Raw genomic sequence first — 20,436 nt, 5'->3', positions numbered from 1 at the left:
GCCAGCGGGCAATCTTGCGGCGTTCATCGATATCGATCTGGGAGTAGGTGCGCTTCATGTCTCGTTCCTTGCAAGGATAAACCGTTGTTATCTATTGCAAGTCGCACTTCATCCTTGAACCCACCCCTCTTACAACATGATGTGGCGTAATCTAGTTTATGGACTTAAGACATTGATATATAATGATATAATGGTGATTCTAGCCGACATGAACCGTTACGTCATACCCAAGCGATCGAAGGGCTTTGCTGGTCCGCCCATTGCGCGGCGGATATCTGTCCGGCAATGCCCACCCTACAATCTCCCCCAGAGCGCTCACGCCGATCAGTTCGATTTTCCGCTTGGGATCGACAATCGCGTTCCAAAGGCGAACAGGGACGTCTTCAATTCGACCATCATAGAGAATGTAGGATAGAGTCTCCAATGCGGATACCCCACCGCGGTTTGGCGCCCGGTAGATATGTCTCGCCAGGGCATCAACTTTCTCGGGTATGTCGTATGGCCGGTCGCCCTTTAGCCCGATAAGTCGATTGGGCGCACGTCGGGCAAACTCCCGCGTTGCGTGGATTTTGCCGAGCACCTGAATGAATTCATTTTCCGTAAGGCGTTTTAGACGGTCTTCCGCAAACGCCCGCTGCAAGGCGGGGGCAGTCTTATTGAGCATCCGGTTCTCGTCTGAACTGTCCGGCCGCTTCTGCCACCATCGAATTGCAGTCTCAACGGCGGTATCTGGATCCAATCTGTTTCTGCCAAAATGCGTCTCGAAGTCTGCTCTCCTGCCGTCGAATGTATTCTGGTAGTAGTGAGCATGGAGGAACTGGTCGGCATGGGCACCCAACGGCGCGGTGGAGCTCACCCAAGACGGCCTGTTTCCGTCAACTGAAATCTTGACGGAGATGTCTCGAATAATTTGAAGAGTGCTGTTCCACTCATTCAGAAACGCTTGCTTGCGCTGCTCACCCGCTGACTTCGCGCTTGAACGTGCCAGCCCGCGGAAATGCGGAACGAGGGTGGTTGCGGTGAACGCTTCATCCGCAGCCTTTTGAGCAATTTTGCGCCTTGTCAGTTCCTTGTTCCTGGCCGAGATAAGATCGAACAGCTCCTGAGTCAACGGGGCAGCATGGGTCTCAATCTCAGCAAAGAATTGCTCCAGCTGAAGATCGTGACCGCTAGCCACCAGCTCGTCCTCGGTGAGGAAAACACCGGCCTCGACGTTATTCCACCACGCGCTTTGGGTAAGGTTTGCAGAGCCGATGTATGCGCCGAAGCCGCGCCACCAGATTACCTTCGGATGGAATTGGCGCACGAGCTTGCACGTATAGCGCCCCGACCTTCGGGAAAGGAAACGTTCGAGAATGAGGATACTCACCGGCACCTGTTCATCAAAACGTCCCCAGAAACGCAGCGGTAGTTTGTTTTCCCAACACCAATCAAAAAGAAGATCGTTTTCCGTGGCGTAAGCGACCGCAGCATCAACCCGATCAGTGTCTTCGACAGCATTCAACAGAATGTTTCGGAGATAGTTGCCGTTGATCCCGTTCAAAAGCAATTCCAAGCGGCGCCCCCTTTTTCTTCGACTGATCTATACTCTTTGAGGTTGTTGCGTCAAAGTCTGGTTCTTCTCCTCCGACAGCGGAAGGCTGCGACGGTGCCCTCGCATCAAATCACGGGAGCCGGGCGCAGACGTGATGCAGAAATACCCTACCCTGATCTGGCGATCTCCAAGCAGCCGTCCAAACCCGCTCTCTTGGCTACGGAGCGCGAGGTTTTTTCAGCGCCTGCCGAGCGTAAGAAGACGCTGATATCGAGGATCCTTCTCGAGCTTTGGTGCGACCTTCTTAATGTGGAAAAGAGCTTTATCGAGGCCACCTGGAACGATCGCTCCGTCATCCCCCGCAACCGACCGATCCATGATCGACAAAAGGGCCGCCGCTTTTTTAGGATCGTTGATAATATTGAAATCACCTCGATCTTCATCCAGGTCGATCACTCCGAAATCATAAAGCGACCAGCAGTCGAAGGGCGTAAGATATGGGAGAACCATTTCGGTTGCTTCGACATAACAGGATGCAGCCTCAGCCGGTAGTCGAGCAAGCCTCTCGGAAACGGCCTTTGAGCTAAGAGTAAGTTCCTTCGGCCACACGTCCGAGAAGACGGAGTTGACGATCTCGAAACGTTCCTCCTCCGTCAAATCATCGTCCGGTGCAAGATACTGCGAAAAGGCACGCACCGCCTCCGTGCGGACTTCATCTGTCCCCAGCCTCAACATCTGTTGGATCAGATCGAGGGACACGGCGGGTTCTGCGTTCTGAACACGATCCGTCAGCGCCGACCAGACGACGCGTTCCGACAGATCCCCTCGAACCTCGCTCGACAAGCGGTCGGATAGAGCTGCTGCCACCAACGACGGGGCGAGTTCTGCCACGACCTCCTTTTGAGGGAGGTGCGCCATCGAAAACGCTTCCCACAAGACGGTGGTTTCCTGGCTTTCAAGTGCGTTGATAAGCGGCTGGAGAAGGAAATCTCTCGACCACTGTTCTGCAGCAGCGATGAAGTAAGCCAGTTCCCTGACGAGAACAAACTGCGCGTGAAGGCGCGCTATCCCGATTGTCTCACTTATTGCTTGGAGCATTTGTGGCCAACGGCCCTGAGACAGTGGATTATCGCCCTTCTTTACTGTCGGGCAGGTTTCGACGAAGGCCAAGGCGAGCTGGCCGGCGGGGGAGTTGAAAGCCTCCTGACTATAACCGGAGCGATCCGCTTTGCTCGAATTCGTTTTCTCGACAGCGAAGGGCCACAACCGAAGCCAGGCATTTTGGAATTCCTCGCGGCTCGTGAGCAATCGATCCCAACTCGTCATGAACGACGCGAGGCCGTCAATGGCCTTAGACAAAACAGTCGCACGTTCGTCGACAATTGAAACACATATGGACAGCGCGATCAGGATCTTATCCTTGTCTTCTTGCGAAGCCGTGTCAGGCGTGGCGTTAAGGTTCGCGGGCCGGTAAGCGTATCCAAGTGCTTGCCACACCTTGGCAGCGACAGCACCCTCAGCCTTCGTCAGAAGACCGAGCACCACAGATGCGTTTTCTGCAATAAATTCCGAAGCGTTCTGACTTTTGTCGTCCCAGCCCGTATCTGCGAGCGATTTCGCCAGTTCGTCCAGGAGTTTGGTTGTCGGGATCGCGTCGAAGGTGTTCTCGACAGTCCTTACGCGATGGATCAGGCGGACACCCTGATTGAAACCGTGTGTCAGTTCAATGGCTGGCAGGTCTCCCGACCGGGTTGCGAAGTCGTCGAGCCATTCCTGACCTTTATCCGTAAGGTTGCCGCCCGCAGCTTGGATTCGTCGAAGCTCCACGAACACGTGGTGGTCCCTGTAACCTGCCCTGTCCGATTTCTCGATCCTGCTGGGAATAAGCTTCGCGGGCTCCCCTCTCAGTATTCGCTGCTCGATGCGATTTTGGTTGTCGGTAGAAAGTGTTGCCCATCGAAGCGCGCGCAACTCAGCGAATTCTGGATGTGCGCTCGCCCACCAGAATTCTCGGTCGGAAAGCTCTATGAGGAAAGCTGCGACCTCATCACTGTCAACAAGCGCCGGGTTCCGGGCCGCTGCGGCCCAAAGCCGCCGATAAAGCGTCCAACCTTCCCGGTCCCAATTGTCGATAACCCTACGGGCGGCCTGAAGGTCGAGGCTGCTGAGACGCTCCATCACCGCAAACATCAGCTTGGTCGATGGTGCGAACCCTTCACTATGACGATCCGGCTCACCGCCACCATCCGGATATTGCTCCGGAGGTACGAAATAGGCTCGGTGAATCTGCCAGTTTGTGACGTCCATATCCTTGGAAATTGAACCAATCATATGCCCGAGATTTAGTCCTGCGAGCAGCGCTGCGTTCAAGGCCGTCGCCAATTCGAAAAGGAAGTTGCGATCTTCATTCGCCTGAAGCCCGATGTCGGCCGGCATCAACCGGCTGCCACTGGATATGGACGCATAGATGAGATGCTTGAGATGCCGCGGTCTGGCGGGCTGCGCCTCTCCGGAAAGGGCCCTTAATCGCTTGGACGTATCGATCTGGAGCCACGGCCGAACCGCATCCACAATCAGACGGATCGTCTCTCGCGGGCTACCACCACCCTTTAGCTGCCTACGGATCTCGTACTTTTCCCGGTGCGTTTCGACATCGGGCCTTTCCCAATATTCGAAGACACATCTCCAAGCCAAGCTGTACGGATCGCGAACGGGCTTCGGCTGGTACTCAACCAAATCTCGCAGCGCTTCACGTTCTGCGATCTGATCTGGTTTCAGCTCGATTGCCCACTCGAGAATCGCTGTGTCCTCAAGTCGTCCGTCGGCGAAAGCTCGTGTTGTTAGATTAATCCTACGTTCGGTATCGGTAAGGCTCAATCTAGGCATATCAGCGCCCTTTCCCGGAATCGCGGATAATACGATTCAAGAACGTTAGCCAACGAGGCGACCGGCTGGCGCCAGAGAGGATTCTTGCAAGTTCAGCTTGTTCGCTAGGGTTGGACCTCCGCGCATAATATCTGAGAAATGATTGGGCAGCCAAACCTTCGGTACTGTCGGGGTCGAGGGCAGCGAGTTTCTTTAGGTAGGACTTCGTCCCTTTCTCATTCCGTCGGTCGGGGATGATGTCGGCCCACCGCACCAATAAATCACCCAAGGCCTTATGTTCGTCGATCTTGTCGTAGACGATGGGCGTGATCCCCCGGCTCTGCCATTCGACGGCCATCCGCTCATCACCAGGCTTGCAACCAACGAAAGCGTAACGCCGCTTAAGATCGACAAAGTGCCGCTCGTCAGCAGCGATCGCATTAAGAAGGTAGCGGACAGGTGAATCACTGGCGCTATAACCAACGAGAACGATGTGAAAAATTCTGGCTGCGTCATAAAGGAAAGACGTGATGAGATTGCGCCGGAGATATGAGTCCCCGAAATCCTGATCGGTCAAAATCAGCGCCGACCCCTTCTCCTTACGCCAGCCTAGTTTCCCATGAATATGAAGGATACCGGCAAAGTCTCGGCTGCTGCTGGGATTAGGTATTTCACCTCGAGCGAAGGCTTCATGCTGGACGCGAAGCTTTGAAGCAGCCTCGCTCAGAAGCCTGTCGAAGTTGGTCGTAACGAGGAGCGTCTGACCGTAACGCTGCCCGAGGCGTACCAGCGCGTCATGGACCGGGTTCGGTTCGATCGTCTGCGAAAGAACCGTTGTCGCTGCTTGTCGCATTGTGCTTTCTTTGCTTGGATCTCCGTCTATCCGACGCTCGAGCATGCCAAGAACGACGTCGAATTCGCGCTGGCAGAAAAATTTCAACTCCGTTCTCTGCTCGTGGCTGAGCAGATCGGTCACCTCATACCATTTCGGACCATCTTTTTTGGAGACGGCCTTGATCGCAGACGACATGGACGGATCGACAATGTCGTAGATTTTCGCGACGAGCCCGCCAAAATCGGGGAGCTGGGTCGGTTTCGGGTATGAAGCGCCCGCGCCGACAACAAAAAGAACACGTCCTTGATCCCTTGCAAGAAGAAGGTCTTCGGGCAGGCTGGGAAGGCCAGGCCAAAATATGACTTCGCTAGACATCCCGGCTCCCCTGAATCCACCCTGCGTTGAGACGGAAGGTACATAGTCGCGCTACCACTTGAGCGCTCAGCTTGCAACTGTAACTGGACCGCCCTGGTCACCAGCACGCAACAAATGGCGCGCCGTGCCGACCTGCGGCTTGAGGTTCTCGCCAAACCTGCCGCCGCCAAAATCTCCCCGCCGTCTTCGCCGGCTGCTCGGGCTAGCAAAATTCAGGCGGCGGCAGATCCTCCGTGTGCGCTCCAGCCGCACGCGTCATTCCAATGGGCCCGGGCAACAGAAAGCGAGGGGCAACCGTCCTTTCTGGTCAACGCCCTAGGTGCCGATGGTGGGAACAACACAACGCTCAAACACAAGTGAGTATCTATTCTCCCATACGCGTTTAAGATGTCTTGTAATTATTTAATATTTTTAATTATTTGAGTTTACTAGATAACGCGTCGCTGGTTCGAGTCCCTTCAAGGCGCGCGCAATTTCCACCGATCGCCATCCATAGCCGTCGATAGCCGCTGAAATTATGAGGGTGCAAAAAGCGGAAGATGGTCCCCTATCGAATACTCTTGTACTCTGCCGCCGAGTACTGGCGGGCGACGCTGCCTCAATCGACGACCGTGCCGAACACGTCGAGTCCGAGTAGCTTTACGTTTTGGAAACATCCCAGCACATCGGTCTGATCAGGAAGATAAGCTGAAAAGCCGCTAGAATTTCTAGCGGCCCTTTTGATCGCAGAGGCTTGGGAGTCAAATTACTCTGCGGCGACCTGTTGAGGGCTAAGGCGCAGCGCAGCTGCGCGACGGTGGCCTTCCAGTTGCTCGGTGGCACTTTGGCGAATAGCTGCCGGAGCTACGGCAGCGACTCCACGCTCGTCGAGCCACTGGTGCGTGGCAATCTTGACGTATGAGCCAACCCAAAGGCCACCCGTATAGCGACCGGCTGCCATCGTTGGCAGGGTGTGGTTCGTACCGCAGCACTTGTCAGAGTACACAACGCTGGCCAGTTCGCCGATAAAGATCGAACCGTAGTTGCGGAGCTTCTTTGCGGTCGCCTGAGGGTCACGGGTGTGAACCTGAAGATGTTCAGTGGCGATGTAATCGGAGTAGGCGATCATCGTCTCTTCGTCTTCGACGACGGTCACTTCGCCGTAGTCCTTCCACGCAACGCTGGCAACCTGAGCGGTCGTCAAGGTTTCGAGCTGCTTTTCGACTTCATTGATCGTCTCTTCAGCAAGCTTACGGTCCGTCGTAACCAGCCCTACACGGGTGCGCACGTCATGCTCAGCCTGAGCCAGCATATCGGTCGCGAGGGTTGCGGGGTTGGCGGTCTCGTCAGCGACGATGAAGATTTCGCTTGGGCCTGCAAGCTGGTCGATACCGACCTGACCAAAGACCTGCCGCTTTGCTTCGTTTACAAACGCATTGCCCGGACCGACGATCTTGTCGACGGCAGGAATCGTTTCAGTACCATAGGCCATTGCAGCAATCGCCTGGGCTCCGCCGACGCGGAAGATTCGGTCTGCACCGGCGAGATGGCAGCCGGCAATCATAGCCGGATGGGCATTCGGTGGAAGGCACGCGATGACCTGGTCACACCCGGCGACTTTTGCAGGGACAACCGTCATGACGGGTGCCGAGAGGAGCGGATAGCGACCACCCGGGACATAGCAGCCAACGATTTCTATCGGGATGACGCGATGGCCAAGGTGCAGCCCCGGAAGCGCCTCAATTTCCAGCGGGAGTATCGTGCCCAGCTGCGCTTCGGCGAAGCGACGGACGTTTGCAATGGCAAACTCGGTGTCTTCGCGAGTTTGCGGGTCTAGATCGGCGATAGCCTTGAGCTTCTCTTCGTGAGTAACTTCGAAGTTGGTCACGTTGGCCTTATCGAACGCGACAGAGTATTCGCGAACGGCGGCGTCGCCATGCTTACGGACATTCGCAATTATATCCTTTACGGTCTTTTCGACAGGAGCCGTATCCGAGACAGCATCTCGGGTCGGTTCCTTGACCCGTGTAAACTTACCTTTCAGCGCATCGAGACGCGACGTCATCAAAACCTCCTATGTGGGATGATCCTGATGAGCATCGTGAAACTTTGGCACCCTCGCAATTGCCTACAAACAACGTGTTCATTATTATCACCAACTCAGTAGCCGCTAGCTCCACGAAGGTATCTCGATTGTGGCGAAGGTGGCATGCTCAGGCGGTGCAATAAAGGGGAACGATAATTGCCAAAGATTGGTAGTAAGCTCCGGGAACTGCGCCGCCGCCGCGATCTCGGTGTGAGGGAGTTGGCGGCGCGCTCAGGAATTTCACATTCGACGATTTCGCTTATCGAGCGAGACAAGATGAGCCCTTCAATAGATACGCTCGGCGCGGTATTGGACGCTCTAGGAACGACCCTTCCGGGATTTTTTTCCGATCTCCAATCCAGCCTGCCATATTCTCCATTCTATTCGTCTGCGAACTTGGTGGAGATTGGAAAGGTTGAAACAATTTCATATCGTGTCATCGGCCTCGATCATCCCAATCGACAATTACTAATGTTACACGAGCGCTATGCACCCGGGGCTGACACCGGCGAAGAGTTTACGCATGCGGCACAAGAGGCAGGCATGGTCCTTTCCGGAGTGGTCGAAATCACCGTCGGTAACCAAAAAAAGGTTCTGAAGCCGGGTGACGGCTACTACTTCGATAGTCGCCTTCCACATCGCTTTCGAAACCTACATGATGGACAGAGTGAAATCTTGAGTGCCATTACCCCTCCGACATACTAACTTTGCTGTCATCTATTGCTGGTGAGTATAGTCACCGGGGGCGTTATCCCTGCTTCCCTAAGTCGCAAAACCTGCTTTGCTAGGTCGATAACTAAAAGGGGGAGCGTCCTATGGTTCTTTGCAAAGCTACTTTCATCGCGTCAACTGTTCTCGCGGCTAGCGGTTTCCATAGCCGCGTGATCTGACAAGTGTATCCCGGGGCGAGAACATCCAAAAGGCACGGCGCAAGATCTTCTTCGCGCCGGCTCGTGCAGTTTCCCCTTCGCCACTTCGATGGACGAGACCGTGCTGACCTTGTTCTTTGCGGGGCCAAGGCAAAGAACATCGGCGCGCCAAATGTTCTCGACAACTCGAGAAAATATCGGTCCCGCGAACGCGGCTGCAGGGTTTCTTTTTATCGTGGGAACGATGCTCATCGCGGGACCGGCATCGCCGGCTCAAAAGAATACCAAGCGAGCCTAGCAGAACATAGCTTCCCGGCGGAGCGTCTTTTCTCTCCGGAAAGCTCAAAAAGACGGCCAAAGGCCAGCAGTACTCTCCAACGCCGTTGGAAAGTTTGGTGTCGAGCGCCCGTACTGGGCCAATCGATGAAAAGGGGAATAGCAATGTTTAAGAGACTTATTGCTTCGGCGCTGGTGGCGTCGTCTGTAGCTAGTTCTGCGATGCCGGCAAATGCAGCAGAAGATGGCGTCACGCTCGGTTTCGCTGTGGCGTTCACGGGTTGGGAAGCAGCTTACGATGGTGAAGCCACTAAGATGGCTCAGCTGTGGATCGAGCAGCAGAATGCAAAGGGCGGGCTTCTCGGCCAACCGATCAAGCAAATTCAGCAAGATACGAAGTCCGACCGCGTCGAAGGTGCCAAAGCGGGCCAGGCGATGGTTCAGGGTGGCGCAGATGTTGTCCTGGTAACGGCTGATTACGACTACGGCGCTCCAGCAGCTCTCCAGGCTCAGAAGGCTGGCCTAATCTCCGTGTTCCTAGGAGCATCTGATCCCAAGGCCGGTGTCGCTGGCGTTGGTAAGCTTTCCTTCACCGCCAACAATGCTGGCCAGGTTGAAGGCGCGACAATGGCCGAATGGGGTATCAACAGGCGTGGCTTCAAGAAGGGCTACGTGCTCGTAGACAACCTCCTCGAGTACAACAAGTCTTCCTGCGCTGGTTACGAATGGGCGTTCCCACTTCACGGCGGTACGATCATGGCGAAGGACGAGTTTAAGAACGGTGACGCCTCCATCAGTTCGCAGGTCACTCGACTTGCCAATGCTGTGCGCGACGAAGGCGTTGACAACGTGATGCTGTGCTCAGTCACCCCTGGCGGCGCAAGCGCGATCAAGCAGATCCGAGCTGCTGGAATCAACATTCCGATCTTGAGCAACACCGGCATGGATGGCCTTTATTGGAATAGCGCCGTTCCTGACCTCAAAGACTTCTACGTGCCTGTCCAAGCGGTCTTCTCCGGCGATCCGCGTGCAGAGGTTGAGGCACTGACGAAGGCGTATGAAGCAAAGTACGGCAGCCGCCCTGCGACGCAATATGCTTACCCGATCTATGCGTGGCTCGACCTTTACGCCAAGGCAGTAACGAAGGTGGGTTCGACCGATGCCGAAAAGGTTGTTGTCGAGATGAACAGCTACAAGGATACTCCGACGGTTCTTGGTACGCGCTCGTTCTCTGACCTTATTCACATCCAGACGCAAATCCCGATGTTCGTTACCGAGATCAAGGACGGCAAACAGAACGTCATTGAGGAAGTGAAGATAAGCCAAGATATTCCAAACGACGTTCTCTACCGCCTGAAGAAGTAAAGGCGTAGAACTGGGCACGCCGGTTAACTGGCGTGCCCCTACAAAAAAAGGGGAATATCATGGCTGACATTTTGTCGCTTCACTCAGGCAATGACGCTGCTACGCCCACCGCTAGCGGCTTGGTTGCAAGGAATCTGACCGTTCGTTTCCAGGGTCTTGCGGCAATTTCAGATGTTTCACTTCACGTGGGTAACCGGGAAATCTTTGGCCTGATTGGACCGAACGGTGCCGGAAAGACCACGCTGGTAAATTGTCTCACGGGGTTTCAGACCCCGACAGAAGGAGCGATTTTTCTTCATGGTTCGGACACAGCTGGTTGGCGAGCCGACCGGTTTCGCCTTGAGGGCATCGCGCGTACTTTCCAGTCGGGGCGGTTGTTCAACGACTTGAGCGTTCTCGAAAACGTAGAGGTCACTGGCCTTGGGCTTGGCCTGGCACGAAATCCAGCGCGTGCGGCAAGTTATGAGCTGCTCGAATGGATTGGCATCGCAGATAAGGCCTCCATCGCAGCCGGAGCTTTAGCCTACACCGATCAGCGCCGATTGAGCATCGTGCGCGCCCTCGCCGTCGCCCCCAAATTCATTCTCCTCGACGAACCAGCAGCTGGCATGTCGGACGCGGAAGCTGACGAACTCGTACATCACATTGCCGAAATCCCTGATCGCTTCGGATGCGGGGTCCTGTTGATCGAACATAACATGCACGTCGTGATGAGCATTTGTCACCGCGTGCACGTCCTCGACGGGGGCAAAACCCTGGCGGTCGGTACGCCGGATGAAATCAAACGACATGAGGGCGTTCTCGCCGCCTACCTCGGCATGGAGGCCTGACCCGATGTCAAACACCATCCTATCGCTATCCCACATTACAGTCCGATATGGACAGATGACCGCGTTGCGAGATGCTTCGATCCATGTCGATAAGGGCGAGGTCGTGTGCATAATCGGCCCCAATGGAGCGGGTAAGTCCACTATGCTCGCAGCCGCCGCTGGCGGCGCACCGGTTGTCTCTGGCAACATTCAGTTCAATGACAAAGCGATCACCGGAGTGGCTCCGGAAAAGATTGCTCGCCTCGGAATTTCCCTGGTGCCTGAGGGACGACATGTCTTCGGCTCGTTGACTGTGGAAGAGAACCTTCAGATCGCTGGATACATCCAGAAGGACAGCAGTCAGGCCAAGCAGGACGTCGAACGGGTGCTGACATATTTCCCCGGTCTTCGAGAGCGCCTGAAGTTTCCGGCTGGCCGCCTTTCTGGTGGTGAGCAGCAGATGTTGGCAATCGGACGGGCACTCATGACCCGTGCAAAACTGATCATGGTCGATGAGCCTTCGCTGGGTCTGGCCCCGAAAATCATCGACCAAATCTATCAAATCCTGCTGGATATCCGCCGCACGGAGGGTCTCACCCTCCTGATCAACGAGCAAAGTTCCAACCGCATTCTCAAGCATGCCGACCGCATCTACGTGTTGCGTGGCGGAGTGATCCAACTTGAGGGCAGGGCGGCTGATCTCGCGGACGGCGAAGCTATCCGTGAAGCCTACTTCGGCTTCCAGCACTCTGACGCTCGGGAGACACAACAATGATCAATTTCATTCAGAACATGGTTGATGCCCTAAGCCTGGGCAGCATCTACGCTCTTGTGGCGCTGGGTATCGGTCTTCTGTTCGGCATTCTTCGGCTCATCAACTTCGCACATGGCGATCTGATCACTATCGGTGGCTATAGCCTGATCGTGCCATCCGCAGATGTTACCTCCCAGATGCTCATCGGAAACTGGAGCTGGTGGACGCTGCTTCCGTCGGTCTGCCTGATCGTTGTGATCGTCGCCCTGCTCACAGACGCACTGGTATTCCGACCCCTTCGGCGCGCGAACGCGACAACTCTGATGATCGGATCATTCGCCTTGAGCTACATCATCCAGAATGGTCTCCTTCTGGTCTACAGCTCACGTGCCAAGGCCGTCGATCTCTGGCCGTCGTTGAACACTCAGATCGAACTGGGCGCTGTTCGCCTGCCGGTCCTTCAGCTTACCACCATCGGGACGACATTGGTATTGATGGTTGCCCTGATCGCTTTCCTGCGCGGCACTCGATACGGCGTCCAGATGCGAGCAGCCGCAGAAGATTTCCGCATGGCCCAGTATCTTGGTGTGAACGGCAACTTCGTAATCGGGATGGCATTCGCAGTAACTGGTATCCTGGCAACGGCAGTCTCACTTCTCTACGTCACTCAGACTGGCTCTCTAAGCCATACCATGGGCGTTCCACTGGCACTCTTCGGGTTCGTGGCCGTCGTCATCGGAGGAATGGGAAGCTTGGTTGGAGCGGTTGTCGGTGGTTTCTTGGTCGGCATTCTGCTGGTGATGCTGCAAGCCTACTTACCTGCCGATCTTCGTGGCTTCCGAGATGCTTTTGCCTTCGGCATCCTTGTCCTCGTCCTGCTCGGTCGTCCTTCGGGTCTCTTGCCATCCAGAAACATCATTGAGCGAGTTTGAGCCATGAAGGGACACACAAATCTTTCGCTTTTCGGCCAGCATTCTTCAGCAGTCGTGCTGTCGTTGGCCGTCGCAGCAATCGCACTTGTCACCACGCTCGTTGGCGATGAGGCCATTGTAACCTCCGTCACAGAAATGCTGATCAGAATGACGCTGGTGGTCGGCCTTTACATCTTCATTGGTAACTCAGGGATCACTTCATTCGGTCACGTCGCGTTCTCCTGCTTAGGCGCATACGCGGTCGGCTGGGCGACTGCAGAACCGATGTTCAAGCAAATGATGCTGTCGGGGCTTCCGATGTTCCTGCAGGAAAACCAGTATCCATTCTGGATGGCAATGGTCGGTTCGGCTATACTACCTGCTATCGTTGCGCTCTTGTTCGGCCTGGCCATAATGAGGTTGAACGGGATCGCGGCATCGATTGCGACATTCGCCTTCCTCATCATCGTGAACAGCGTTTTTGCCAATTGGGATAGCGTCACCGCCGGTGTCAGCTCAATCATCGGCATTCCGACGGTCGTGGGTCCTTGGGTAGCAACTGGTGGGGCAATTTTCGCAATTCTGGTCGCCAACCTGTTTCAGACCTCGCGATTTGGCATCATGCTGCGAGCCTGCCGGGACGATGAGGTTGCTGCCAAAGCTTCCGGCGTTCGCGTGGTACGGGTTCGACTAACTGCTTTCGTACTGAGCGCTGCCGTAGCCGGTGTCTCTGGCGGGCTTTACGCCCAGTTCCTCGGAATTCTGGCTATCGATGCTTTTTACCTCAACCTGACATTTATCTCCTTGGCGATGCTCGTCGTCGGTGGAGTGGGCAGCCTGTCCGGGGCGGTATCCGGAGTAGTCGTCGTGACGGTGATCGTCGAGGTTCTCCGGTTTCTGGAACGGGGTTTTACGCTCGGCAGCACTTCAATTGCCCTGCCGCCCGGCAGCCAGGAGATCGGTCTTGGCATCATCATGGCTTTGATTCTGATCTTCAGACCCGGTGGCATCGCTGGTGGACGCGAACTTTTCGCCCTGACCGGCAGGAAGCGCCACTCGGAAAAATTATTAGCGGATGCCAGTCAAACGGCGACTGCCACACACTGACAGATTGGATTTATCGCACGCGGCAATCGCTCTAGGGCGATATTTCGTGAAGGCCTTTGTTGGCGGCGCTGCCGCACGTGAATTTGACGGAGAACCCAATGACATATCGTATTTCGGTCGATACCGGCGGCACCTTCACTGACGTGGTGGTATCGGACCCCGAAGGCAATCTGACCATCGGTAAATCGCTGACCACGCCGGATCGAGCGTTCGAAGGCGTCAGCAACTCAATCGCCAACGCAGCGGAGCAGCTCGGCAAGACTCTGATCCAGCTGCTTGCGGAAACTTCGCTGTTCATCTACGGCACCACGCGCGCCACGAACGCGATTGTTACCCGCCAGGGTGCAAAGACCGCGTTCCTGACGACGGATGGTTTCCCGGATGTTTTGGTGTTCAAGGAAGGTGGAAAGCGCAACCCCCACGACTTCAGTGTCGATTTCCCGGAACCGTACATTCCTCGTCGCCGGACCTTTGAAATCGACGAGCGGATGAGTTCGGAAGGTACCGTAAGCCGTCCCCTCAACGAAGCTCACGCCGTCAAGGTGTTGCTGCAGTTGAAGGAGGAGGGCTACGAGGCCATTGCTGTGAGCCTGATCTGGTCCGTGGCGAACCCTGCGCACGAACGGCGCATTGGCGAATTGATTGAGCAACACCTTCCGGGTTTGCCATATACATTGTCGCACCAGTTGATCCCTATTGTTCGTGAGTATCGTCGCGCTTCCGCCACTTCAATCGACGCGTCGCTGAAGCCCCTGATGCAACAGCATCTCCGTCGCCTGAACAGCGATTTGCGCGAAGCGGGTTACGAAGGAGACGTCCTAGTCTCGACCTCAATTGGCGGCTGCAACCAGATTTCCGACGTCATCAGCAAGCCAATCCAGCTCGCGAAGTCCGGTCCCTCGATGGCACCGGTAGCCTCCCGTGCGTTCAGCACCATCGAGAACTGCGGCGGCGACATCATCGTCTGCGATACCGGCGGAACGACCTTCGACGTCGGTCTCGTCCGAGAGAATCAGCTCGTCTACTCGCGTGACACCTGGCTGGGTGGAGAATGGACCGGTCATCTCCTCGGAATCTCCTCCGTCGATATCCGCTCCGTAGGCGCTGGCGGTGGTTCCATTGCCTGGATCGATGACGGTGGCCTTCTGCGCGTCGGTCCTCACTCGGCTGGCTCGGTTCCGGGGCCGGCTTGCTACGGACGCGGGGGTCAGAAGCCTACGGTATCGGACGCCGCCTGTGTGCTGGGATATTTCAACCCTGATTACTTTCTGGGTGGTCGGATGACGCTCGACAACGAAGCCGCCCGCAAAGCTGTGGAAACGGTTGCGACAAGCATTGGTCGGTCCATTGAAGAAGCCGCATACGGCATCCTGAGCCTGGCTTCGGAAGTAATGATCAAGGCGATCCACGACATCACCATCGGGCAGGGTATCAATCCGCGCGAAAGTGTCATTCTTGCCGGGGGCGGGGCCGCTGGCGTCAACATCATGCTGATTGCAAAGGAGTTGGGCTGCAACAACGTGCTGCTCCCGAAGCAGGCATCTGCCTTGTCAGCGTCCGGTATGCACTTCGCGAACATTCTGACGGAGGAGTCTGTTACCCACTTCACGACAAGCGCCAACTTCGACAGCGCCGGTCTGGCTAACACATTGCAGGGTCTGACCGAGAAGCTTGACGCCTTCTACGCCGGTCTGACGAACCTACCGCAAGGCACCAAGCACCGCATTGAGTATTTCGTCGAAGCTCGTTACGCGAGCCAGGTTTGGGAAATCTCGACACCGGTGGTCGATCCCGACTTGTCGTCTGACGAGGCGAGGAACGCACTCATCGAGAGCTTCCACCGCACACACGAGCGTCTCTTTGAAATGCGCGACGAAGGGAGCTCCATCGAATTCATCAGCTGGAAGGCCCGCTTGAGCGTCGAAACGGGCATCTCGCAGACAGCCAAAGAGCCGGTCGGATACTCGGAGAGTTTCTCCGGTCCGGAAATGTACCGCAACTGCTTTTTCGGTTCCGGTAATCCAGCCAGGACCAGGATTCATCAGGGCGACAACATTAAGCCCGGCATGATCTTCTATGGACCATGCATTATCGAAGAGCCCACGACAACCGTCGTTGTGTTCCCTGACATGACCGCCCGCGTAACGGCCAATGGCCATTATCTTCTCACGTTCTGACCGAGGCCTGATATGACCGACACTAATAACTCTAAGCTCGATACCGTCCTAACGGCAGTTCTAGCCAACCGGGTCGATGGCATCGTCCGAGAAATGACCAATACGATGCTGAAGACGGCACGGTCCGCCGTCATCAACTCCGCCCGTGACTTCTCGTGCGCTATCGTGACCGCCACGAACGAGTTATTCGCCAGCGCTGAGGGTCTCCCGATCCACATTTTCGGAACAGACTTGCAGACCAAAGTAATGTGCGACAATCACCCGGACATCGCCGAGGGCGACTGCTTTCTGCATAACGACCCATATTCCGGCAATACGCACGCCGCCGACCACGCTTTCATGGTGCCTGTGTTCTTCGAGGGCGAGCACCATTTTACAGCAGTCGCAAAGGCTCACCAGGCCGATTGCGGCAACAGCCTACCGACGACCTACATGTCGATGGCTAAGGACGTTTACGAAGAAGGGGCGTTGATTTTCCCGGCCGTACGCATCCAGCGCGATTACAAGATGGTGGGCGACGTCGTGAATATGATGCAGAAGCGCATCCGGGTTCCATCGCAGTGGTACGGTGACTTCATGGCCGGGATTAGTTCTGCTCGCATCGCTGAGCGTCGTCTGAAAGAGATGTGCGCAAAGTACGGCAAGGAAACGATCAAGACTTTTATCACATCCTGGCTTAATTATTCGGAGCAGCGCATGGTCAACGCCGTCCGTTCTCTTCCAGCGGCTAAACTTGAAAATCATGGCCGACATGACAGCATGCCATTCCTTCCTGAAGGTATCCCGCTCCAGGTGAAGGTCACGGTCGATCCGGACTCGGCCTACATCGACATTGACCTTCGCGACAATATAGACAACGTCGATTGCGGTCTCAACCAGAGCGAAGCCACAGCGACCTCCGCCGTCTTGGCCGGTCTGTTCAACAGCTTGAACAGCGACGTTCCGCAAAATGCGGGTTCATTCCGTCGCGTTCGCGTCCATCTCCGCGAAGGTGCGGTGGCTGGCATCCCGAAGTTCCCGCATTCCTGCTCGGTCGCGACAACCAACGTGTCGGACCGTATGATCAATCTCACGGGGGCGGCATTCGCTCAGCTTGGGGATGGGCAGGGGTTGGCCGAAGGGGCGGTTGGCCCAGGCATCGGTATGGCGGTCGTATCCGGTCGAGACCCGCGCTTTAATGGTGCTCCGTTCATCAACCAAATCCATCTCAACATTAACGGAGGTCCGGCGTCTCCAAAGGCCGATGGTTGGATAACCTACGGCATCCCGGTCGTTGCAGGTCTAATGTATCGAGATTCTATCGAGATCGACGAACTGAAGCATCCGCTGGAAGTTCGGCGTCTGGCTCTTCTCCCTGGCACGGGCGGGGCAGGGCGCTTCCGTGGAGCGCCGAGCGCTGAAATCGAATTCGGGATTAAATCAGACGCGATGACAGTGATGTACCCTGGCGATGGTCAGGAAGAACCACCAAAGGGCGTGCGGGGTGGTCTCGATGGTGCCCGTGCAGAACGCTTCGTCATCCGTAAGAACGGTGAGAGCACCAAGCTGCCTAACGCAGCTCGCATCGAGCTGGCTCCAGGTGATGCCGTTCGCGGAATCGATTGCTCCGGCGGCGGGTACGGTTCGCCGTTGGAACGTGATCCCGAGCGCGTGCTGAACGATGTCCTCGAACGGTACGAGACCGAGGAGAGGGCTGCCGACGTCTATGGGGTCATCTTCGACAGCTATCCCGTCCGCGATGGTTCCAAAGTTGATGTGAAGGCCACCGGCGAGAAACGACGTGCTCTGGCGACCATCTGAGAACAACCTTCATCACTTCCCTGGCCCGCACACTAAGCGGCGGGCCTTCTTCGCCGCGCCTTCGGGCGCGGCTTTTTCAATGGCCGAGAGGTAACGATGCATTCTTCAAGCAAAAATACTCAGGTCGGAAAAGACGCCGCACTCAATGAAGACAGAGCGCCTGATGGACTGAGGGCTAATTATGGTCCAATTGGAATTAAGGCTGTAGCGGCCGCCTGTGTGGGTAGAAAAGCCACCAAGCCGGGCGGGGAGATCAAAAAGCTTACTGTGCAGCACCTGAGGTCGCTTGATGATCGCGCAGATCATCAGGAGTGACGCTTGAGAGCCGGTGGTTATAGGTAGGCGCTGGAACTCAACCAGGAGGGTGGCTAAGAGTGATGCTCTCGAACGGCATGAAAAATCGAGCAGCGGATAAGCTATCCCGGAATAAAACTGTGGTGTCACTATCCATTCCGCCCATGTCAACATGCGGTTCAGCGTGACGAAGAAGTCCTTCCAAATCTCACGTCGAAGACGTTTAGGCTGAACCGCCAGCATAGGCGATCGAGGACATCGGGCCCACCAATTCCTTTGGCGGGCCATCTACGAAGTCAATACCGTGCTCCACGGGACAAATGACGACAGGTTTTATTGGGAGGATTGTGAAGGGGCGAAGGTTGCCCATGCGTTCCCGCGGCTGTTCAACGGCTATGAGCGGCGGGTGGCCGATCGCAGACTCGCGACAATTCCCCTACTGCCTAAGAGCGCGTCACGGGCATCACACTGAACGGCCGTCAGTCTCATGTGCGCGACAGTCAGGAATTCGAATGTCGCCATCTCAATGACTGGGTCCGTCATCGCGGTTCTCAAGCACGATCTCGGGCAGCCCTCCAACTCGACAGACAAGCCGCGACTGCCCAGATGTCAGCGTTTGAGTAGCCGAGCCGCGGGGCTTCGACCCCGCTTTTCTCTAAACACCATGCGACGTGTTTTGGCAAAGAAAAAAGGGCCGACGGAAAACCGCGGCCCATGAGTGTGAAGGTCATGCACCTCCCCGACCGAGAGATATGACAATGTCTAGCTTTTTTCGTCATCCCAAAGACGCGGTCGTTCCCGACTCTGTATTGCCTGCCAATTGCAACGCTTTCGCTCGCCGCATGATTTAGGCGGTTGCCGTTACGCCGAGCGCCGCGCCAGCCATGAACCGGGAGCCAAAATCACCAGGCAAAGCTGGCGCGTGGCTCATTGGTGCTATCGGTGCCTAAAAGAGCAACTACGGTCTATTGCATATCAGACATCACAGAAGGGGCTGTGTATGCAGGTCAAGTCCCAAGCTGTTTCCCCTTATCCACCGGTGTGACCTCCCAATCTATTAAGTCGATAGAACGCCGAAGGATCGCTTCAGCCCCAGTGAGATCGGCCGAGCTGGCGATAATATGTCCAATTATATCCGAGCAATCGCCTCTCCGGACAAGGGAAACACCGGGCTCAACATAGAAGGCGACCTCAGCGATTCCTGGTACAGCGGCGGCAAGGTCGATACCGCGGATGTGGGCTAGCGTGCCGTCGCAATCGGGCGCTAAAAATTGGGCTACCGAAGCGCGGGATTGTCTTATGGGGTGATCAGACTCTTCTCCAATCACGCACTTGATATGCTGCTCAATGATGTCCACACCGTGGGCAAGCTGAATCAGCCGTGGAGTGGTCCACCCTGGAAGACGTGGATTGACTTCCATTATGACGGGGCCGCTTTCGGTCCAAAGCAATTCGATGTTGGCTGGGCCCCAGCCAAGACCTAGTGCTTGCAGGCATCGTAACGAGATATCCGAAATTTGATCATACTGTTCCTCGGTCAGCTGGGCCGGGAAAATACTCTGGTAGGGGACAAAATGCGGCGGGGGACCGAAGTAGCCGGAACCGACGGCAACAACCTCATTCCCCATTGTTACGACGTCGTAGAAAGGGCCTTGTGCGAATTCCTCGACAAGAATCGTTTGCGAAGAACGCCGTGGGATCGTCTCTCCTAGCAGGTAGGCCGTATGTTCGGCGAGCTCGCCCGCATCGCGGCATAACCGTACGCCGCTGCTGCCGTTGCCCATTGCTGGCTTAACAATAACCGGCAGCCCTATGTCGGTGGCTGCCATATTCACGCTTTTTGCACTAGTTGCCCGCCGGAAACCTGGAACCGGTAAACCGGATTGCATGAGGAGTTGACGTTGAGCGAGTTTGTCAGAGCACCGTTCGATACATTCAGGATCAGGGCCCGGCAGATTGAAGTGTCGGCATAGTTTTCCGACGGTCACATAGATTGATTCGCCGCGAGTGGTAAAACCCGTAATTCCGGCGATATCATAAGTTGCAGCTAGCTTGAGGCATTCATGCAACATCGCATGGAAATCCTCGGTATCAACCGCTATCGCCTCACTGCCTTCCGCAATAATGTAGTGATAGTCGGTTGGGTCAGTGGCCAGCGTAATTGGATGAAGTCCCTGGCGTTGTGCCGCGTGAACATACATTTGACCATTATTCCTCGAACCTTCAACGAGGATGAGTGCTTTTCTTTTCATCGTGGTGACCTTTGATGTGCGAGCTTTATCTGGGCGTCCGCGACGGGTTTCCAAAAAAACCGGTTTCTGCAGCCATTTCTCCGGATGCAGAGGTTCACGTGTACCGATCGAGTCCCTCCGATCATTGAGTGGAATGATTTGCAAGTCT

At 55.8% G+C, this 20,436-nt stretch carries 14 protein-coding genes and 1 pseudogene; 9 read left to right on the top strand and 6 right to left on the bottom strand.

Going from position 1 to position 20,436, the window contains the following annotated elements; all coding sequences use genetic code 11:
• Window positions 1-199: 199 nt before the first annotated feature.
• The 4 genes from EEQ99_RS31240 to hisD form a co-directional block, all read right to left on the bottom strand.
• Window positions 200-1,555: a phospholipase D family protein gene (locus tag EEQ99_RS31240; RefSeq protein ID WP_127431723.1), complete on the bottom strand. Its 1,356-nt coding sequence runs from the start codon at window positions 1,553-1,555 to the stop codon at window positions 200-202.
• Between the two features lie 216 nt (window positions 1,556-1,771).
• Entirely contained in the window at window positions 1,772-4,411 is a 2,640-nt protein-coding gene (locus EEQ99_RS31235; protein WP_127431722.1) for a hypothetical protein, read from the bottom strand.
• Window positions 4,412-4,421: 10 nt separating this feature from the next.
• The gene (locus EEQ99_RS31230; protein ID WP_127431721.1) at window positions 4,422-5,609 is read right to left on the bottom strand and encodes an SIR2 family protein; all 1,188 of its coding nucleotides are present in this window, start codon (window positions 5,607-5,609) and stop codon (window positions 4,422-4,424) included.
• Window positions 5,610-6,354: 745 nt separating this feature from the next.
• Window positions 6,355-7,653: a histidinol dehydrogenase gene (gene hisD / locus EEQ99_RS31225; RefSeq protein ID WP_127431720.1), complete on the bottom strand. Its 1,299-nt coding sequence runs from the start codon at window positions 7,651-7,653 to the stop codon at window positions 6,355-6,357.
• Between the two features lie 177 nt (window positions 7,654-7,830).
• On the opposite strand from hisD, the gene EEQ99_RS31220 reads away from it, so the two are divergent.
• The 9 genes and pseudogenes from EEQ99_RS31220 to EEQ99_RS31185 all read left to right on the top strand — a co-directional run bounded on the left by EEQ99_RS31220 (window position 7,831) and on the right by EEQ99_RS31185 (window position 17,742).
• Window positions 7,831-8,379 (top strand): cupin domain-containing protein, encoded by a 549-nt coding sequence (locus EEQ99_RS31220; protein ID WP_127431719.1) that lies wholly within the window; start codon window positions 7,831-7,833, stop codon window positions 8,377-8,379.
• A 261-nt stretch (window positions 8,380-8,640) separates the two neighbouring features.
• A pseudogene (locus EEQ99_RS34815) lies at window positions 8,641-8,841 on the top strand (ABC transporter permease); the annotation flags it as partial.
• A 143-nt stretch (window positions 8,842-8,984) separates the two neighbouring features.
• On the top strand, window positions 8,985-10,184 hold the full coding sequence (locus tag EEQ99_RS31215) for an ABC transporter substrate-binding protein (protein WP_164735997.1): 1,200 nt from the start codon (window positions 8,985-8,987) through the stop codon (window positions 10,182-10,184).
• A gap of 59 nt (window positions 10,185-10,243) precedes the next feature.
• Window positions 10,244-11,014 carry an ABC transporter ATP-binding protein gene (locus EEQ99_RS31210; protein WP_127431717.1) on the top strand — a complete coding sequence of 257 codons (771 nt, stop codon included), beginning with the start codon at window positions 10,244-10,246 and terminating at the stop codon, window positions 11,012-11,014.
• A 4-nt stretch (window positions 11,015-11,018) separates the two neighbouring features.
• Entirely contained in the window at window positions 11,019-11,768 is a 750-nt protein-coding gene (locus tag EEQ99_RS31205; protein ID WP_127431716.1) for an ABC transporter ATP-binding protein, read from the top strand.
• On the top strand, window positions 11,765-12,679 hold the full coding sequence (locus EEQ99_RS31200) for a branched-chain amino acid ABC transporter permease (RefSeq protein ID WP_127431715.1): 915 nt from the start codon (window positions 11,765-11,767) through the stop codon (window positions 12,677-12,679). The genes EEQ99_RS31205 and EEQ99_RS31200 overlap by 4 nt, the downstream gene beginning before the upstream one ends.
• A 3-nt stretch (window positions 12,680-12,682) precedes the next feature.
• Entirely contained in the window at window positions 12,683-13,765 is a 1,083-nt protein-coding gene (locus EEQ99_RS31195) for a branched-chain amino acid ABC transporter permease (RefSeq protein ID WP_127431714.1), read from the top strand.
• Between the two features lie 98 nt (window positions 13,766-13,863).
• The gene (locus EEQ99_RS31190) at window positions 13,864-15,942 is read left to right on the top strand and encodes a hydantoinase/oxoprolinase family protein (RefSeq protein ID WP_127431713.1); all 2,079 of its coding nucleotides are present in this window, start codon (window positions 13,864-13,866) and stop codon (window positions 15,940-15,942) included.
• A 12-nt stretch (window positions 15,943-15,954) separates the two neighbouring features.
• Complete coding sequence (locus tag EEQ99_RS31185) at window positions 15,955-17,742, top strand: hydantoinase B/oxoprolinase family protein (protein ID WP_127431712.1); 1,788 nt, start codon at window positions 15,955-15,957, stop codon at window positions 17,740-17,742.
• Window positions 17,743-17,847: 105 nt separating this feature from the next.
• On the opposite strand, the gene EEQ99_RS31180 is transcribed toward EEQ99_RS31185, so the two are convergent.
• Together EEQ99_RS31180 and EEQ99_RS31175 are read right to left on the bottom strand one after the other, a co-directional pair.
• Window positions 17,848-18,279 carry a hypothetical protein gene (locus tag EEQ99_RS31180; protein ID WP_127431711.1) on the bottom strand — a complete coding sequence of 144 codons (432 nt, stop codon included), beginning with the start codon at window positions 18,277-18,279 and terminating at the stop codon, window positions 17,848-17,850.
• A 764-nt stretch (window positions 18,280-19,043) separates the two neighbouring features.
• Window positions 19,044-20,432, bottom strand: coding sequence for an ATP-grasp domain-containing protein (locus EEQ99_RS31175; RefSeq protein ID WP_308422573.1), 1,389 nt, complete (start codon window positions 20,430-20,432; stop codon window positions 19,044-19,046).
• Between the last annotated feature and the right edge of the window lie 4 nt (window positions 20,433-20,436).

The sequence above is a fragment of the Rhizobium anhuiense genome, assembly GCF_003985145.1.
In the GTDB taxonomy this organism is placed as follows: Bacteria; Pseudomonadota; Alphaproteobacteria; order Rhizobiales; family Rhizobiaceae; genus Rhizobium; species Rhizobium anhuiense.
Note: the sequence above shows the minus strand (reverse complement) of the source record. Positions and strands in the feature narration are given on the sequence as shown.

Bases quoted from the DNA above. Each gene is read 5' to 3' on its own strand.
- EEQ99_RS31230 (WP_127431721.1), bottom strand. From the start codon at position 5,609: ATGTCTAGCGAAGTCATATTTTGGCCTGGCCTTCCCAGCCTGCCCGAA.
- EEQ99_RS31190 (WP_127431713.1), top strand. From the start codon at position 13,864: ATGACATATCGTATTTCGGTCGATACCGGCGGCACCTTCACTGACGTG.
- EEQ99_RS31215 (WP_164735997.1), top strand. From the start codon at position 8,985: ATGTTTAAGAGACTTATTGCTTCGGCGCTGGTGGCGTCGTCTGTAGCT.
- hisD (WP_127431720.1), bottom strand. From the start codon at position 7,653: ATGACGTCGCGTCTCGATGCGCTGAAAGGTAAGTTTACACGGGTCAAG.
- EEQ99_RS31200 (WP_127431715.1), top strand. From the start codon at position 11,765: ATGATCAATTTCATTCAGAACATGGTTGATGCCCTAAGCCTGGGCAGC.
- EEQ99_RS31205 (WP_127431716.1), top strand. From the start codon at position 11,019: ATGTCAAACACCATCCTATCGCTATCCCACATTACAGTCCGATATGGA.
- EEQ99_RS31185 (WP_127431712.1), top strand. From the start codon at position 15,955: ATGACCGACACTAATAACTCTAAGCTCGATACCGTCCTAACGGCAGTT.
- EEQ99_RS31210 (WP_127431717.1), top strand. From the start codon at position 10,244: ATGGCTGACATTTTGTCGCTTCACTCAGGCAATGACGCTGCTACGCCC.
- EEQ99_RS31195 (WP_127431714.1), top strand. From the start codon at position 12,683: ATGAAGGGACACACAAATCTTTCGCTTTTCGGCCAGCATTCTTCAGCA.
- EEQ99_RS31180 (WP_127431711.1), bottom strand. From the start codon at position 18,279: ATGCTGGCGGTTCAGCCTAAACGTCTTCGACGTGAGATTTGGAAGGAC.